General features: G+C 71.6%; 16 protein-coding genes and 2 pseudogenes. 9 read left to right on the forward strand and 9 right to left on the reverse strand.

The window, feature by feature from the left end:
* The first annotated feature begins 274 nt into the window (after positions 1 to 274).
* The 4 genes from ACZ5TL_RS25735 (at position 275) to ACZ5TL_RS25750 (ending at position 5472) form a co-directional block, all read left to right on the forward strand.
* Positions 275 to 478 (forward strand): cold-shock protein, encoded by a 204-nt coding sequence (locus tag ACZ5TL_RS25735; RefSeq protein WP_010035953.1) that lies wholly within the window; start codon positions 275 to 277, stop codon positions 476 to 478.
* A 425-nt stretch (positions 479 to 903) separates the two neighbouring features.
* Positions 904 to 2526 (forward strand): chaperonin GroEL, encoded by a 1623-nt coding sequence (gene groL, locus ACZ5TL_RS25740; RefSeq protein WP_468592664.1) that lies wholly within the window; start codon positions 904 to 906, stop codon positions 2524 to 2526.
* A gap of 128 nt (positions 2527 to 2654) precedes the next feature.
* Positions 2655 to 3830 carry an NADH:flavin oxidoreductase gene (locus ACZ5TL_RS25745; RefSeq protein WP_468592666.1) on the forward strand — a complete coding sequence of 392 codons (1176 nt, stop codon included), beginning with the start codon at positions 2655 to 2657 and terminating at the stop codon, positions 3828 to 3830.
* A gap of 88 nt (positions 3831 to 3918) precedes the next feature.
* On the forward strand, positions 3919 to 5472 hold the full coding sequence (locus ACZ5TL_RS25750) for a carboxylesterase/lipase family protein (protein ID WP_468592782.1): 1554 nt from the start codon (positions 3919 to 3921) through the stop codon (positions 5470 to 5472).
* A gap of 37 nt (positions 5473 to 5509) precedes the next feature.
* On the opposite strand, the gene ACZ5TL_RS25755 is transcribed toward ACZ5TL_RS25750, so the two are convergent.
* From ACZ5TL_RS25755 to ACZ5TL_RS25775, 5 genes and pseudogenes are all read right to left on the reverse strand, one after another.
* Complete coding sequence (locus ACZ5TL_RS25755) at positions 5510 to 6082, reverse strand: hypothetical protein (protein WP_468592667.1); 573 nt, start codon at positions 6080 to 6082, stop codon at positions 5510 to 5512.
* A gap of 13 nt (positions 6083 to 6095) precedes the next feature.
* A complete protein-coding gene (locus ACZ5TL_RS25760) occupies positions 6096 to 6776 on the reverse strand; it encodes a Uma2 family endonuclease (RefSeq protein ID WP_468592668.1) in 681 nt (226 codons plus the stop codon).
* A 59-nt stretch (positions 6777 to 6835) separates the two neighbouring features.
* Positions 6836 to 7642: a hypothetical protein gene (locus tag ACZ5TL_RS25765; RefSeq protein WP_468592670.1), complete on the reverse strand. Its 807-nt coding sequence runs from the start codon at positions 7640 to 7642 to the stop codon at positions 6836 to 6838.
* A gap of 252 nt (positions 7643 to 7894) precedes the next feature.
* Entirely contained in the window at positions 7895 to 8086 is a 192-nt protein-coding gene (locus ACZ5TL_RS25770) for a DUF397 domain-containing protein (protein WP_468592671.1), read from the reverse strand.
* Positions 8070 to 8889: pseudogene (locus ACZ5TL_RS25775) on the reverse strand (helix-turn-helix domain-containing protein). The gene ACZ5TL_RS25770 and the pseudogene ACZ5TL_RS25775 overlap by 17 nt, the downstream one beginning before the upstream one ends.
* A 114-nt stretch (positions 8890 to 9003) precedes the next feature.
* On the opposite strand from ACZ5TL_RS25775, the pseudogene ACZ5TL_RS25780 reads away from it, so the two are divergent.
* A pseudogene (locus ACZ5TL_RS25780) lies at positions 9004 to 9192 on the forward strand (hypothetical protein); the annotation flags it as partial.
* 70 nt (positions 9193 to 9262) lie between these two features.
* Here ACZ5TL_RS25780 and murQ read toward each other — a convergent pair.
* Positions 9263 to 10195, reverse strand: coding sequence for an N-acetylmuramic acid 6-phosphate etherase (gene murQ / locus ACZ5TL_RS25785; protein WP_468592672.1), 933 nt, complete (start codon positions 10193 to 10195; stop codon positions 9263 to 9265).
* Between the two features lie 56 nt (positions 10196 to 10251).
* A complete protein-coding gene (locus ACZ5TL_RS25790) occupies positions 10252 to 11190 on the reverse strand; it encodes a MurR/RpiR family transcriptional regulator (RefSeq protein ID WP_468592673.1) in 939 nt (312 codons plus the stop codon).
* A gap of 55 nt (positions 11191 to 11245) precedes the next feature.
* Here ACZ5TL_RS25790 and ACZ5TL_RS25795 point away from each other — a divergent pair, with 55 nt between their 5' ends.
* The gene (locus ACZ5TL_RS25795; RefSeq protein ID WP_468592675.1) at positions 11246 to 11629 is read left to right on the forward strand and encodes a hypothetical protein; all 384 of its coding nucleotides are present in this window, start codon (positions 11246 to 11248) and stop codon (positions 11627 to 11629) included.
* 7 nt (positions 11630 to 11636) lie between these two features.
* Positions 11637 to 11924 (forward strand): DUF4031 domain-containing protein, encoded by a 288-nt coding sequence (locus ACZ5TL_RS25800; RefSeq protein WP_468592677.1) that lies wholly within the window; start codon positions 11637 to 11639, stop codon positions 11922 to 11924.
* Here ACZ5TL_RS25800 and ACZ5TL_RS25805 read toward each other — a convergent pair.
* Together ACZ5TL_RS25805 and ACZ5TL_RS25810 are read right to left on the reverse strand one after the other, a co-directional pair.
* Positions 11894 to 12949, reverse strand: coding sequence for a GNAT family N-acetyltransferase (locus ACZ5TL_RS25805; RefSeq protein ID WP_468592784.1), 1056 nt, complete (start codon positions 12947 to 12949; stop codon positions 11894 to 11896). The genes ACZ5TL_RS25800 and ACZ5TL_RS25805 overlap by 31 nt on opposite strands.
* Before the next feature lie 33 nt (positions 12950 to 12982).
* Positions 12983 to 13648 carry an HD domain-containing protein gene (locus ACZ5TL_RS25810; RefSeq protein ID WP_468592678.1) on the reverse strand — a complete coding sequence of 222 codons (666 nt, stop codon included), beginning with the start codon at positions 13646 to 13648 and terminating at the stop codon, positions 12983 to 12985.
* 46 nt (positions 13649 to 13694) lie between these two features.
* Here ACZ5TL_RS25810 and ACZ5TL_RS25815 point away from each other — a divergent pair, with 46 nt between their 5' ends.
* Positions 13695 to 14381, forward strand: coding sequence for a maleylpyruvate isomerase family mycothiol-dependent enzyme (locus ACZ5TL_RS25815; protein WP_468592679.1), 687 nt, complete (start codon positions 13695 to 13697; stop codon positions 14379 to 14381).
* A 123-nt stretch (positions 14382 to 14504) separates the two neighbouring features.
* The gene (locus ACZ5TL_RS25820) at positions 14505 to 15197 is read left to right on the forward strand and encodes a copper homeostasis protein CutC (protein WP_468592680.1); all 693 of its coding nucleotides are present in this window, start codon (positions 14505 to 14507) and stop codon (positions 15195 to 15197) included.
* Positions 15198 to 15250 lie beyond the last annotated feature (53 nt).

Raw genomic sequence — 15250 nt, forward strand, 5'->3', positions numbered from 1 at the left:
CGACAAGATGTAGCCAAAGTGTGCGCGTCTTTCGCGGCTTTTGTTCTTTTTGTGTAGCCCGAATTGCCCTGGATTCGGGCGAACCCTCCCTGCATTCCGGACCCTGCGCGTCCAGAATTCTCGTCCGATTGACCTGTTGCAGACGGCAGTTGGACAGATACATTCAGCCGCGGTCGACGCGTTCCGGCGCACGCCCCCAACCGTGGGGGGTGAGGTCTGACCCGGATCCGCGAAGTGTGGATCTGTGCAAGGGCCAGTAATAGGGGAGTTAGGCATGGCTCAGGGCACCGTCAAGTGGTTCAACGCGGAGAAGGGGTACGGCTTCATCGCGGTCGACGGTGGTGCGGATGTTTTCGTCCACTACAGCGCGATTCAGATGGACGGCTACCGCACCCTGGAAGAGGGCCAGCGGGTCGAGTTCGAGATCTCGCAGGGCCAGAAGGGGCCGCAGGCCGACATGGTTCGCGTCTCTGCCTGAACGCGCACCACGACCAAAGCTCAAGCGACCGGTCTTCTCAGAAGGGCCCGTACCCCCCGGGGTGCGGGCCCTTCCGCCTGCTTCCTGCCTGTTCTTGCCGGTTCCCACCTGCTCGAAGCCCCTGCCGGACGGCGTTCGCGCGTGGCTGAGCGCCCCGCCCGCTCCCCGGTCGGCGCTTGCGCCCGCACGTCACCCGACCACCACCCCTCGACGAGCACTCGCTACGCGAGCGCGCCTTGCACTCTCGGGGGTCGAGTGCTAATCATTGCGTTAGCACTCTGAAGGTGAGAGTGACAACGTATGGACCGGGTCGGTGAGGCCCACGGGCCGGGTGGGGCAAGGAACCACACCGGTCGGGGGCCGTCCGTCGCGGGCGCGGGCGCGGTCCGAAGTAATCACCCCCAGTCCTGGAGGGACCACTTCACATGGCCAAGATCATCGCGTTCGACGAGGAGGCGCGGCGCGGCCTCGAGCGCGGCATGAACCAGCTCGCGGACGCCGTGAAGGTGACGCTCGGCCCCAAGGGCCGCAACGTCGTCCTCGAGAAGAAGTGGGGCGCGCCCACGATCACCAACGATGGTGTCTCCATCGCCAAGGAGATCGAGCTCGAGGACCCGTACGAGAAGATCGGCGCCGAGCTGGTCAAGGAAGTCGCCAAGAAGACGGACGACGTCGCCGGTGACGGTACGACCACGGCGACCGTTCTCGCCCAGGCCCTGGTCAAGGAGGGCCTGCGCAACGTAGCCGCCGGCGCCAACCCGATGGCCCTCAAGCGCGGTATCGAGAAGGCCGTCGAGGCCGTCTCCGCCGCCCTGCTGGAGCAGGCCAAGGACGTCGAGACCAAGGAGCAGATCGCCTCCACGGCCTCCATCTCCGCCGCCGACACCCAGATCGGCGAGCTCATCGCCGAGGCCATGGACAAGGTCGGCAAGGAAGGCGTCATCACCGTCGAGGAGTCCCAGACCTTCGGTCTGGAGCTCGAGCTCACCGAGGGTATGCGCTTCGACAAGGGCTACATCTCGGCGTACTTCGCCACCGACATGGAGCGTATGGAGGCCGTCCTCGACGACCCGTACATCCTGATCGCGAACTCGAAGATCTCCAACGTCAAGGACCTGCTCCCGCTCCTGGAGAAGGTCATGCAGTCGGGCAAGCCGCTGCTGATCATCGCCGAGGACGTCGAGGGCGAGGCCCTGTCGACCCTGGTCGTCAACAAGATCCGCGGCACCTTCAAGTCCGTCGCCGTCAAGGCCCCGGGCTTCGGCGACCGCCGCAAGGCGATGCTGCAGGACATCGGCATCCTCACCGGCGGCGAGGTGATCTCCGAGGAGGTCGGCCTCAAGCTGGAGAACGCCACGATCGACCTGCTGGGCAAGGCCCGCAAGGTCGTCATCACCAAGGACGAGACCACCATCGTCGACGGTGCCGGCTCCGCCGACCAGGTCCAGGGCCGGGTCAACCAGATCCGCGCCGAGATCGAGAACAGCGACTCGGACTACGACCGCGAGAAGCTGCAGGAGCGCCTGGCGAAGCTCGCCGGCGGTGTCGCGGTCATCAAGGCCGGTGCCGCCACCGAGGTGGAGCTCAAGGAGCGCAAGCACCGCATCGAGGACGCCGTGCGCAACGCCAAGGCGGCCGTCGAGGAGGGCATCGTCGCCGGTGGTGGCGTGGCCCTGCTGCAGGCCTCCCAGGTCTTCGAGAAGCTGGAGCTCGAGGGTGACGAGGCGACCGGCGCCAACGCCGTGAAGCTCGCCCTGGAGGCCCCGCTCAAGCAGATCGCCGTCAACGGTGGTCTCGAGGGCGGCGTCGTCGTGGAGAAGGTCCGCAACCTCACCGTCGGCCACGGCCTGAACGCCGCGACCGGTGAGTACGTCGACATGATCGCCGAGGGCATCATCGACCCGGCGAAGGTGACCCGTTCCGCTCTGCAGAACGCCGCCTCCATCGCCGCGCTGTTCCTCACCACCGAGGCCGTCATCGCCGACAAGCCGGAGAAGAACGCCGCGCCCGCCGGCGGCGGCATGCCGGGCGGTGACATGGACTTCTGATCGACCTGGTCGATCAACGTCCTTGCCGAGGGCGGCACTTCCTGTTCCGACAGGGGGTGCCGCCCTCGGGCGTGTCCGGGATCACAGCGCGGGCGGGATGCGTGGGCGGGGCCGGCTGGTTGAACCGTATGTCTTATGCGTATGCACATACCTTCCGGTATCCGAAAGTGGGCCCTCACGTGACTGTCGCCGCCTCCACCTCCCGCGCCGCCGAAATCCTGTCCCGGCCCGTATCGCTGGGCGGCCTGACCGTCCCGAACCGCATCGCGATGGCGCCGATGACCCGCATGTTCTCCCCGGGCGGCGTCCCCGGCGAGGACGTCGTCTCGTACTACGCGCGCCGCGCCGCCGCCGGAGTGGGCCTGATCGTCACCGAGGGCACCTACGTCGGGCACGAGTCGGCCGGACAGAGCGACCGTGTGCCCCGCTTCCACGGCGAGGAGCAGCTCGCCGGCTGGGCGAAGGTCGCCGAGGCGGTGCACGCGGCGGGCGGCACGATCGTGCCGCAGCTGTGGCACATCGGCATGGTCCGCAACCAGGGCGAGCCGCCGGTCGCCGACGCCCCGGCCGTCGGCCCCTCCGGCCTGCGCATCGGCGCCACCGAGCCCACGGGCAAGGCCATGACCCAGGCCGACATCGACGCCGTCATCGGCGCGTTCGCCGAGGCAGCCGCCGCCGCCGAGCGCATCGGCTTCGACGGCGTGGAGATCCACGGCGCCCACGGCTACCTGCTCGACCAGTTCCTGTGGGAGGGCACCAACCGCCGCACCGACGCCTACGGCGGCGACCCGGTCGCCCGCACCAGGTTCTCGGCGGAGATCGTCGCCGCCGTCCGCGAGGCCGTCTCCCCCGGCTTCCCCGTCATCTTCCGCTACTCGCAGTGGAAGCAGGAGGCCTACCGGGCCCGCCTCGCCGAGACCCCCGAGGAGCTGGAGGCCATCCTCACCCCGCTCGCCGCGGCCGGTGCCGACGCCTTCCACGCCTCCACCCGCCGCTACTGGGTGCCCGAGTTCGACGACTCCGACCTCAACCTGGCCGGCTGGACCAAGAAGCTCACCGGCAAGCCCGCCATCACCGTCGGCTCGGTCGGCCTGAACGGCGACTTCCTCAAGGCCTTCCAGGGCCAGGGCGCCGAACTGGGCGACCTCGACAACCTCCTGGACCGCTTCGAGCGCGACGAGTTCGACATGGTCGCCATCGGCCGGGCCCTCCTCCAGGACCCGCAGTGGGCCGAGAAGGTGCTGGCCGGCCGCGTCGAGGAGCTGGCGCCGTACGACCCGGCGGCGCTGAAGTCGCTGAGCTGACACCGGAACCGGTGACTCTGGATCTGCCCGCACCGGTCAAGGACACTTGCCTGAACACCTGTTCACCGGCATCCACGAGGAGATCCAGATGACGACGACCGAGTCCCGCCCGCCCACGGACGGCCCGCCCGAGTCCGCACCGGTGGTGCGCACCACCGCCGGTGCGGTGCGGGGCCGGAAGGAGCAGGGGCTCGCCGTCTTCCGGGGCGTTCCCTTCGCCGCACCACCCGTGGGCGAGGCCCGCTTCCAGGCCCCGCGCCCCGCCCACGCCTGGGACGGCATACGGGACGCGTACGCCTTCGGCCCGCCGCCCCCGCAGGACCTCGGCCTGATGGGCGGGCCGGGCCTGATCGACGTACCCGAGGGCGACGAGTGGCTCACGGTCAACGTCTGGACCCCCGACCCCGACCCGGCCGCCCGGCGCCCGGTGATGGTCTGGATCTACGGCGGCGCCTACAAGCTCGGCCACGCCGGCAGCCCCGGCTACGACGCCCGGCACATCGCTGCCGACGGCGACCTCGTGGTCGTCACCCTCAACTACCGCGTCGGCATGGAGGGTTTCGCGTCCATCGAGGGAGCACCCGCCAACCGCGGCCTGCTCGACCAGGTGGCGGCCCTGGAATGGGTGCGGGACAACATCGAGGCGTTCGGCGGCGACCCCGGCCAGGTCACCGTCTTCGGCGAGTCCGCGGGCGCGGGCTCGATCGCCTCACTGCTCGCCATGCCGCGCGCGACCGGCCTGTTCCGGCGGGCCATCGCACAGAGCGTGCCGGGGACCTTCTTCTCCGGCGAACTGGCCCGGGACATCGGCGCCGCCCTCGCGGCCGAGGTGGGCCTGCGCCCCACGGTCGCCGACCTGGCGACGATCCCCCCGCGCCTGCTGACGTCGGCGGGCGAGACGCTGAGCACCAAGATGGTCCAGTACACCGACCGCTGGGGCCAGGCGGCACCCACGGTCACGCCCTTCTCCCCGGTGGTCGACGGCGAGATCCTGCCGATGTCCCCCTGGCAGGCGCTGACGTCGGGAGCGGCCCGGGACATCGACCTGCTCGTCGGCCACAACCGCGAGGAGCACCGTCTCTTCGTCGCCATGGCGGGGCAGCTGGGCCGGATCACCGAGGAGCGGGCGACCGCGGCCCTCCGCCTCTACGCCCCCGGCCCCGACGGCGAACAGGCCTACCGCACCGCCTTCCCCGACGCCTCCCCGAGCGAGCTCCACGAACGTGTCCAGACGGACTGGCTGTTCGCCATGCCCTCCCTGCACCTGGCCCGGGCCCAGCGCGCGGGCGGCGGCAGCGCCCACGTCTACGAACTGACCTGGCCCGCCCCCGGCAACGGCGGCGCGCTCGGCGCCTGCCACGGCCTGGACATCCCCCTGCTGTTCGGCACGTACGGCGCGGACCTGGGCGCCCTGCTGTTCGCGGGCGCGGAGCCGTCCGCCGAGGCGCTGTCGCTGTCGTCCCGTTTCCGCGCGTCCTGGACCTCTTTCGCGCGGTCGGGCGACCCGGGCTGGCCGGCGTACGACGACGAGCGGCGGCTGGTGCAGGTGCTGGACGCGGAGCCGGTCGTCACGGCCTACCCGGAGGAGACGGCGCGGCGTCTGTGGGAGGGGTACGACTTCCGCCCGCTGCCGCTGCTGTGAGCCGGGCCGGTCGGAGGCCGGTCGGTGGGTCGGCCGGTCAGAGGTTGCCCATGGGCTCGATGTCCACCTTCACCGGCGTTCCCCACACCCGCAGCACCTCGTAGTCGGTGAACTCGTGCACCAGCCGGTACGCCATGGCGGCCCGGGGGGCCTTGCGCTGGGCGGCGATGAACAGCTCGGCCTCCCGGCGGTCCCGGCGCGGGGTGCCGCACAGCTGCCAGGTCTGGCCGTTCCACAGCTCCGCCAGCCACCGCTGCTGGGGCTGGGGACGGTCGCCGCGCACGCCGTACCGCGACTGGACGGGCTCGGTGGTCTGGGGGTGGTGCGGGGCGGGTCCGTTGAACTCGTTCCGGCGGGCCGCCCTGCGCCGGGTCTCGCACAGCAGGCACAGGTCGGGGGCGGACTTGTCGAGAGGGCCGTGCGGATGTTCGGCGCAGCGTGTGGTGGGCTTGGCGGCCGAGACGCTCTCCTCCAGCAGGTCCAGGGCGCGCTTCAGGTCGGCCTTGACCTCGTGCAGCTTGGCGTCCGGGGTGTCGGAGGTGAGGGCTTCCCCGTGCTCACCGAGGAGACGGAGGGCACGGCCTAGGGCGGTGAGCTGGGCGTGGTTCATGGGTCCATTGTCGTCAGTCGGCGTAGTCCTTGAGCTTCTCGGTGTCCAGGGTGATGTTCACGGGGTCGGGGAGCTCGACGGTGGCGCCCCAGGGGTGCGGGGAGATGCGCTGGTAGCGGCCGTCCTTCGGCTCGCTGAAGACCGTGAGGGTGTGGTTGTCGCGGTCGAGGAGGAGGTAGACGGGGATTCCGGCCTCCGCGTAGCCGATGGGCTTGTCGATGCGGTCGCGCTGGTCGGTGTCGCGGTCGTGGGAGGTGATCTCCACGGCCATCAGGGAACCGTCGGGGGCGGACCACTCGCCGTCGCCCCGGAAGTGGTCCACCGGCACGAGAGTCCCGTCCGTGCGAGCGCGGCCCTTTCGGTAGGCCTCGGCCTTGACGCCTGACTCGGGTACAAGATCCAGGTCAGGGCGGTGCTGCATGCACTGGCGCAACAGCCACATGAAGATGGAGCGGTGGTTGCCGTCCGGCACGGCCTTGACCTCGACCTTTCCATTGATGTACTCCAGCCGCACGGTTTCGGGGGCTGCTGCGGCAAGCTCCTCGAACTCGTCCACGTCGAGCGGGCCGTGCCGGATGCACAGCCGCCCGCCCAGGAACTCCAGCCTGTTCCGGATCTCCCTCGGAGCCCTGCGAACGAGTTCGTCGAAGTCCTCGACGTCCATCTGCGGGCGGTCAGCGGTCTCTGGGGTCATGGCGTCGCCTCCTTCCCTCCATCGTGCCCCGGGCTGGTGACGTCGGACCGTAGGTGCCGTCATGTGCGTGCCTTCTCTTGGCGTCGTGGGGAGATCGCGGCGCGGACTTCGGCCGCACGGGCCTGGACCGTGGGGGCGGGGAGGGGTGCACTGAGGTGGGCGGGGGCGCGTTCACCCCGGCACGCGCTGCATCGCCCACCCGGTAGGGCCTCCGGGCGCCCCGGAGCGCCGCAGTTCGCGCACTCCAGCACCCGCAGGGGTGGACGTGGGGCGGGTGGCGGCGGAAGTTTGCTGGTCAGGCGCTTGCGGACCAGCGAGGCGGCGTGGTGGACGGGGGTCGGCAGGCCGGCCGTGAGCGCGCGCAGTACGTCCTCCTCCGAGGCGCCCCGCTCGAACCACGGCGTCACCAGCGGGGCGAGCGTCGCGCAGTCGGTCTCGGAGAGGGACAGGGCAGGTGCCGTCCGGCCGAGGGCGGCCAGGAGGATGTGGGCGCGGGAGCGGGTGGGGCGCGCTGCCTGCTTCGGTACGTCGCCGCGGGTGAAGGCGGCCCACCAGTCGTCATCCCGGGCGGTGCGGGTGAACCACGTTCGGGTGATCCAGCGGGAGCTGCCGTCGTCGGCCGTCACGCACTCCCGGCCCCGGCGCAGGTGACCCGCCTGCTGGATGCGGTTGAGGGCGGTGCCGAGAGCACACTGCCCGTACGGCAGCTGCTTGGCCAGCGTCTTCACCGAGATGTCGGCGCCGTCGGGGAGGCGGTCGAGGTAGGCGGCGATGGCGGCTTCGCGGGGTGGGAGGTGTGCGAAGTCGTTGTTCGTGCCGGGGAGTTGGTTGGGTGCGGTGCGTTTGCCGTAACCCGGGCCCGCCATGGGGTGCGCGGACGGGAAGGCAGCACTAAAGTTGGGTTCATCCATGGGATCGACGTCTCTCGATCTCGTTGGTAAGCCCCCGCAGGTGTTGGCGCACCTGGCGGGGGCTGTTGCTTTTGTGCAGGGAACGTTAGACGTACGTGACTGTCCGTGGCAAGCCGGATGCTCCACGTCAACTCGCCGGGTGGGAGGGTGGGTTGAAGCCCTCCACCCAATCCTTGAAAAGAGGGCTCGAAGCCCGGGTCCCGAAGCTCAGGCCGTCTTGTCCTTGAGGTTTTCGACGAACGCGGTCCAGGCAGTGGCCCGGAACACGAGCTTCGGGCCGTGAGGAGTCTTGGAGTCGCGGACGGGGATGACATCAGGGAGTGCCTGGGTGACTTCCAGGCAGTTGTCGCCGGTGCCGCCGCTGTAACTGGACTTGTACCACTCAGGCGTGTTCCTCATGGCCGTAATCCTGCGCCATCGCCTCAAGGAGAGCCAGAGACTTCTCAGGCGAGAGTGCCGAAGCCGTGAGGAACTCGAAGTAGAGCCTGTAACGCGCGACGGTGGCGAGGTCGTCTTCCAGCTGTCCGGTGTCGACCCCTTCGAGGTAGGCCAGCGGAGGGGCGTCGTCGAAGTCCATCACCCTGACGCACCCCTGCGTCGAACGGCAGCACCTGAATGATGACGCGGTTCCGGCGGATCAAGCCGATGAGGTGGCGCAGGGCCCCCGTCATCACCTCTGGCCCGCCCGTCACGCGGCGCAGTGCGGCCTCGTCAATCACCGTCCACAACAGAGGCTTTGTTGGATCGCCGAGGATCCGCGCCCTCTCCATCCGACCGGTCACCAGCGCCTCGATGGCCTCCTCTGCCGCTGAGGGCTGGTAGGCGCGGCTGACGGCTCGTGCGTAAGCAGGTGTCTGGAGCAATCCGGGGATCAGCATCGAGGTGTACTCCCTGATGGCCGTGGCCTCCGTCTCCGTCTCCGCGGCCTCCGCGAAGTGCTCGCGGTACTTCGACTTCGCCGCCGCCGCACAGTTCCGCTGGAAGAAGTCCTCAGTCCCCAGCACCTCGTCCAGCAACCGCGCGTACTCCCGCTGCAACCTCCGCGTCCCCGCCTCCAACTGCCCGATGAACGACCCGCTCACGAACAGCCGCTGTCCCAGTTCCTCCTGGCTGAGGCCGGCCTTCTCGCGGGCGTGGCGGAGTTCGGCGCCCAGGAGGGCTCGCGGGCTGGAGGACGGGTCGAGATCCCTGGATCCGGGCATGGGCAACTCCCTGTCGCACACATGAGGTTGTTGGACCGCGGTGTATGCCCAGGTTAGGCACCGCGCGACCACGCTGTGTGGTGAATCACAAACTCAGCGTGGAGGTAGGGACAGGTGCGCTCGACCGAAGAGATCGTGGAGTCGCTGCGGGAAGCCCTCGGGGGAGTCGGGGTCGTGCTGCCGTCGCTTGGCGTCGACCCGGTTACGGGGGCGAGTGACGAGCCGTTCGCCCTGGTCGATCAGGGGCGGTGCAACGTACGGACGGCCGAGCACGACCGACGTGCTCCGCTCGCTGCCGGTGAGTGAGGAGCTGCGGGCGCGGGTGCGGCAGTTGAACCGGGATGGGCGGGGCAGGCCCTGAGTTGCTGACAGGTCAGCCGGTCGCCGCCAGGGCCGCCCGCAGGTGCCCGTCGGATTCCTCCAGCAGGCGGGCCGCCGTCGGGCCGTCCACGTCGGCCAGGATCGTGAGGATCGCGTTCTTCACCTCGCCGTCCGTGGCGGTGAGGGCCTGCTCGATCTCCTTGTCGTCGGCGCCGGTGGCGAGGGCGACGATGCGGTGGGAGCGGGCGCGGAGTTTGTCGTTGGAGGCGCGGACGTCGACCATCAGGTTCCCGAAGGTCTTGCCGAGGCGGATCATCGTGATCGTCGACAGCATGTTGAGGACGAGCTTCTGTGCCGTGCCGGCCTTCAGGCGGGTGGAGCCGGTGAGCAGTTCGGGGCCGACGACGATCTCGATGCCGTGGTCGGCGGCGGCCGCGAGCGGGCTGCCGGGGTTGCAGGCGAGGCCGATGGTGAGGGAGTGGCGGGTGCGGGCGTGCTCGACCGCGCCGAGGGCGTACGGGGTGCGGCCGGAGGCGGAGATGCCGACCACCGTGTCGTCGGGGGTCAGGCCGAGCGGCTCCAGGTCGGTCCGGGCCAGCTCCGCGGAGTCCTCCGCGCCCTCGACCGAGGTGACCACGGCCTGCGGGCCGCCCGCGATCAGGCCGACGACCCGGGACGGGTCGGTGTTGAAGGTGGGCGGGCATTCCGAGGCGTCCAGGACGCCCAGCCGGCCCGCCGTGCCCGCGCCCGCGTAGACCAGACGGCCGCCCCGGGCCATCCGGGCCGCCACGGCGTCGATCGCGGCGGCGATCTCGGGCAGCCGGGCCGCGACCGCCCCGGCCACGGTGGCGTCCTCGCCGTTCATGAGCCGCGCGATGTCGAGGGTGGGCAGCCGGTCGATGTCCGCGAGCTCCGGCCGGAAGGCCTCGGTGGTGAGGGACTCCAGCTCGGTTCTCAGGTCTCGGGGGTCGGAGGTGGAGGTCATGGACGGCTCTTTCCGTGTCTTTCAGTGCTGGCCGGGGCTGGCCGGGGCAGGCCGGCTCAGGGACGATGCCGGTGGGCCAGTGCCTCGTACGACGCCGAGAGCGCCGGCGCCGCCGTCTCGTACGTCCGCTGCGCCACCCCCACGAACAGGCAGTCCACCACAAGGAGCTGTCCGGTCCGGGACGACATCGCCGCGGGGCGCAGCTCGCTCTCGCGTGCGGTGGACGTGGTGAGGACGTGGTCGGCGTACTGCGTGACCGGGCCGGTCGGGCGGCCGGTGATCGCCACGGTGGTCGCGCCGTGCTCGAAGGCGACCCGCAGGGGCTCGATGACGTCGCCCGTGGAGCCGGAATGCGTGATGGCGATCGCGACATCGCCCGCGCGCAGTTGCACGGCGTTGGTGACGGCGAGGTGCGGGTCGCTGTGGGCATGGGCCATCAGCCCTATGCGCAGGAGCTTCTGGGTGAGGTCCTGGGCGACGAGACCGGACGCCCCGACGCCGTACACGTCGGTGCGCCGGGCGCCGGTCAGCGCGGTGACGGCCGCGCCGAGCTGGACGGTGTCGAGTCCGGCGGCGGTGTCGGCGAGGGTCTGCTGCTCGTCGTAGGCGAGCTTGGCGACCACGTCGGCGATCGGGTCGTCCACCGCGATGTCCGTCGTGATGGCCGGGGCCCGGCCGGACTGCTGCTGCGCGGCGAGGCCGGCGAGGGCCAGGCGCAGGTCCCGGTAACCCGGATAGCCCAGCAGCCGGGCCGTGCGTACGACGGTCGCCTCGCTGGTGCCGGTGAGCTCGGCGAGGCCGGTGACCGTGAGGGCCGCGCAGCCGGCCGGGTCGCCCGCGACGGCCTCGGCGACGCGCTGCATGGAGCGCGTCATCGACGGGGCCAGTGTGCGGACCTTGGCCGCGAGGGCGGCGGGAGGGGGCGGGGTGCCGCCCGTGCCACCCGGGCCGCCGCCGCGGTCGCTCGCGAAAATTTCCTTCACGTCACGGGTCACGTCTGAAAGATATTTTCGGCTCGGCGTCGCGGTCAAGAGTGCGCACAATGGGGGCATGGATCCCCTCAGCCCCCTGGAGCAGGCGCTGCACGCCGCACGCGCCCTCGTGCTGGCCGACCTCGTCGCGGGACGCGTCGCCGAGGCCGATGTCGTGTCGCTGGTCGAGGAGTCCGTCGTGCAGCGGCGGTGGTGGGTCGAGCAGTGGCCGGAGGGGGCGCAGTACGTCGCCGGTCTGGTCGCGCAGGACGTCCAGGACGCCCTGCTGGAGCGGTACGGCCGCTGGCCGCTGTGCCCGGTGTGCGGCACCGGCGACCCGCACGCGCTGGATGTGCAACCGGAGTTGGGGCCCGACCCGCACTGGGTGTGCGGCGAGGCGGGCGTGAAGGTCGCCGCGGTGGGGTCGCTGGGCGAGGCCATCGGCGGCCCGTCGTCCTCATGAGGCCCTGGTGACGATCTACATCGACCCGCCGGCCTGGCCGGGCCACGGCCGCCTGTGGTCCCACCTGGTCAGCGACGTCTCCTACGACGAACTCCACGCCTTCGCCGCCCGCCTCGGCGTGCCCCGCCGGGCCTTCGAACGCGACCACTACGACATCCCCGCCCAGCGGTACGCCGACGCGGTGGCGGCCGGTGCCGTGGAGGTGAGCAGCCGCGAGGTGGTGCGGCTGCTGTACGGGGCGGGGCTGCGCCGGCCCAAGAGGTACTACCGGGTGCCGGGTTCGCCCAGTTCGTAGGTCAGGCGCTCGGGGTCCTCGGCGACCTGCGTGAACCCGGCCCGGGCGAGCACGTTCTGCGACGGCACGTTGCCCCGCTCGACGTTCGCGACCACGGTCCGCACGTCCTCCCGGCTCAGCGCCCACGCCGACAGCGCGCGCAGCGTCTCGGTGGCATACCCCTGCCCGCGGGCCCCCTCGACCAGGTCGTAGCCGATCTCCACCCGCCCCGCACCATCGGGGACGCCGTGGAACCCCATGGCGCCGAGCGCGCGGCCGTCCTCGCGCCGGACGAGCACGTACATGCCCCACTCCGGCAGGTGGACCCCGTCCTCGTACTGCTTGTAGATCAGTCCGGCGCCCACCCGGGTGCCGTCCGCCGGGCCGCCCTCGATCCACTCGAAGCCGCCGTCGCCTACGGCGGACAGATCGGTGGCCGCCGCCGGGGTGACGCCCTGAAGGGTGAGCCGGTCGGTCCCGATCACGTGGTTGTTGCTCCAGCGCCACGCGGTGACGGGCGCCCGGCCGGGCAGCTCGCCGCGGCCGGTGGCCCACAGCAGCGTCCGCCAGGGCGTCGGGCCCGGCTGGACGTGCGGAAAGATCCGGGTGAGCACGAAGTCGCACAGCTCGGGGGCCGGTTCGTACGCCAGCCCCAGCCCTTCGGCGATGTCGTGGGTGTGCAGCAGCACCTCGGCTACGCCCATCGCGGCGAAGCCCTCGCGGTTCGCGCTGCGGAACGGGTACGGATGGAAGGCCCGCACCTCGCGCGGCGTCGTACGGATCGCGGCGGCGAACAGCGCACCCATGGTGCTGATCACCCGCAGCGCATCCGCGTTGTCGGCGCCGTCCTCCAGCGACATCTCGAAGGGCGTGTACCGCTCGGCCTCCCGCCCCGCCAACCGCGCCGCGTACGCGATCAGGTCCTCAGCGATGTGCACGGCCGCCTCCCGGCAGCTCCACTCCAGCCGCCCGGCCCGGACCCCTTCCCAGTCCCGCCCGGTGACCGCCCCCAGCACGCCCACGCACCCGGCGACGGCCTGTTCCACCTGTTCCGTACCCGTTGTCCACATGGGGGCAGGCTATGAGGGATCGTGGGGCGGGATCGACAGCATTTCCAGCTCGGCGGTGAGGTTGTAGCGGGCCGTGGCCTCCCAGCGCGCCGCTCCGTGCGGCGTCCTGAACAGTCGTGGGAGGTCGAGGAGTTGGCGCAGAACCGCGGCGCGGCCCGTGCGGAAGGCGTCGCTGGGGACGAAGTGGTACTCCTCGCGGACGGCGGTGGTGTACGCGGCGTACGCCGACGGGGGCGAGGCGAGGACCGCCAGGTCGGCGTCGCACAGGACCTGGCCGTCGGGGTCGTCGTCGGCGGGGTCGTGGGTGACGGTGAGGCGGACCAGGCGGGCCACTTCGGCCGTCTTGGCGTCCGGGAGGCCGGCTTCCGCGAGGGCGCGTTCGGCCAGGCGGGCGGAGCGCTCCTCGTTCTCGGAGCGGTCGGGGAGGTAGACCGCGTCGTGGAACCAGGCGGCCAGGCGCACCACGTCCGCGTCCAGCGCGTGCTGTTCCAGTACGTCGATGTGGTCGAGGACCGCCGCCAGGTGCTCGACCGTGTGGTACCGGCGCTGGGGCTCCTGCCAGCGGGTGAGCAGGCTGTCGGCGTACGGCACCGGGTCCGGGCCCCCGGCAGCCGGGCCCCGGGCCGCTTCCAGGGTGCGGGTGAAGCGGGTGCGCAGGGTGTCGTGATCGGCCATGGGGGCATTCTCCCGCCGGCGGGGCCGGGGGGCCTAGCGTGGGGTCATGACGACTCCTGCTGATGTGCACGACGTACGGGACCCCGAGCAGCCGGGACGGCTGCTGACGATCGAGCGTGACGCGCTGATCCCGCTGCTGCGGGGCAGGGCCGGGGAGGACTTCGCGCGGCCCGTCCCCGCGTGTCCGGGCTGGATGGTGCGGGATGTGCTCGCGCACTGCTCGGCCGCGCTGACCCGGGTGGCGGAGGGCAGGCTCGAGCCGGGCGTGTTCTCGCCCGAGTCGAACGACCGGGACATCGCCGAACGGGCCGGCTGGAGCGACGCGCGGGTCGTGGACGAGCTGGAGCGCGGCATGACCGAGGCCGGGCCGGTGATCGCCGAGGCGGACGGGAAGCTGGACGGCCTCGCCCTCGGGGAGTGGGTGCACGCCGGTGACGTGCGCGAGGCGCTCGCGGAGCCGGGGGCGTACGGCGGGGCCGGGCTGCCGGACGCGCTCGCGCTGCTTGCCCGGCTCACCCGCGAGCGGGGGCACGTACCGCTGCACGCCGACCTCGACGACCTGGACGAGCCGCTGCGGCTGGGGGAGAGCGGCGGGGAGCGGCCCCCGGGCCGGTTCATCGGGGACGGGCCGACCCTCGTACGGCTGTACACGGGGCGGCCGGTCGACGGGGACGGGGTGCCGTCGTTCGAACTGGCCGGGGTGGAGGCGAAGGAGCTGAACATCTTCGGCTGAGGCTGAGCAGCCTCGGTCGGGCGGTGGCCCCGGGGCTTGGGGTTCGGCGCGAGTGGGCAACGTAGTCTGTGATTGGACTAGACCTGTCGCGGAACGCCGACGCCATGCCGACGAAGGGGCCCCATGAGCAAGCGTGCAGTCCTGGAGGTGATCGCCCTCGGCATCGAGGACGCGGTCGCCGCCCAGGCGGGAGGCGCGGACCGCCTCGAGCTGGTCACCGACATGGCGGCCGACGGACTCACCCCGCCGGCCGCCACCGTCGCCGGGATCCGCCGGGCGGTCGACATCCCGCTGCGGGTGATGCTGCGCCACGCCGCCGGGTTCGCGGCCGGGGACATCGACCGGCTGGTCCGGGTGGCGGCGGAGCTGCGGGAGGCCGGGGCGGAGGAGTTCGTGCTCGGGTTCCTCGACGCGGGCGGTGTGGTCGACCTGGCGGCGGTGGAGCGGGTCGTGGGGGTGCTGGACGGCTGCCCCTGGACGTTCCACCGCGCGATCGACCGGGCCGCCGACCGGGACGCCCTGCGCAAGCAGCTGGACGGCATGCCGGGGCTGGACACGTACCTGACGGCCGGGTCCGCGGACGGGGTCGACGACGGGCTGGCCGTGCTGCTCGCGGAGGCCGGGCGGGCCGGGGAGCCGGGGTACGAGCAGCGGTTGCTGGTGGGGGGCGGGTTGCGGCTCGATCATGTGCCGACGTTGGTGAAGGCCGGGGTCGACGGCTTTCACATCGGTGGGGCGGCTCGGCTGGGGGGATGGGCCGAGCCGGTGTCGGCGGAGGCGGTCGCGCAGTGGCGGGCCGCGGTGGACGGTTCCTGATCGGTGCCCTGCGTTGTGGCCGGTGCCGGGTGGGGGCGCAGCCCGACGGCGCG

The organism is Streptomyces sp. NPDC033136 (assembly GCF_055578235.1).

Coding starts and splice junctions, on each gene's coding strand:
- ACZ5TL_RS25735 (WP_010035953.1), top strand. CDS start 275: ATGGCTCAGGGCACCGTCAAGTGGTTCAACGCGGAGAAGGGGTACGGC.
- groL (WP_468592664.1), top strand. CDS start 904: ATGGCCAAGATCATCGCGTTCGACGAGGAGGCGCGGCGCGGCCTCGAG.
- ACZ5TL_RS25745 (WP_468592666.1), top strand. CDS start 2,655: ATGTCTTATGCGTATGCACATACCTTCCGGTATCCGAAAGTGGGCCCT.
- ACZ5TL_RS25750 (WP_468592782.1), top strand. CDS start 3,919: ATGACGACGACCGAGTCCCGCCCGCCCACGGACGGCCCGCCCGAGTCC.
- ACZ5TL_RS25755 (WP_468592667.1), bottom strand. CDS start 6,082: ATGAACCACGCCCAGCTCACCGCCCTAGGCCGTGCCCTCCGTCTCCTC.
- ACZ5TL_RS25760 (WP_468592668.1), bottom strand. CDS start 6,776: ATGACCCCAGAGACCGCTGACCGCCCGCAGATGGACGTCGAGGACTTC.
- ACZ5TL_RS25765 (WP_468592670.1), bottom strand. CDS start 7,642: ATGGCGGGCCCGGGTTACGGCAAACGCACCGCACCCAACCAACTCCCC.
- ACZ5TL_RS25770 (WP_468592671.1), bottom strand. CDS start 8,086: ATGAGGAACACGCCTGAGTGGTACAAGTCCAGTTACAGCGGCGGCACC.
- murQ (WP_468592672.1), bottom strand. CDS start 10,195: ATGACCTCCACCTCCGACCCCCGAGACCTGAGAACCGAGCTGGAGTCC.
- ACZ5TL_RS25795 (WP_468592675.1), top strand. CDS start 11,246: ATGGATCCCCTCAGCCCCCTGGAGCAGGCGCTGCACGCCGCACGCGCC.
- ACZ5TL_RS25810 (WP_468592678.1), bottom strand. CDS start 13,648: ATGGCCGATCACGACACCCTGCGCACCCGCTTCACCCGCACCCTGGAA.
- ACZ5TL_RS25815 (WP_468592679.1), top strand. CDS start 13,695: ATGACGACTCCTGCTGATGTGCACGACGTACGGGACCCCGAGCAGCCG.
- ACZ5TL_RS25820 (WP_468592680.1), top strand. CDS start 14,505: ATGAGCAAGCGTGCAGTCCTGGAGGTGATCGCCCTCGGCATCGAGGAC.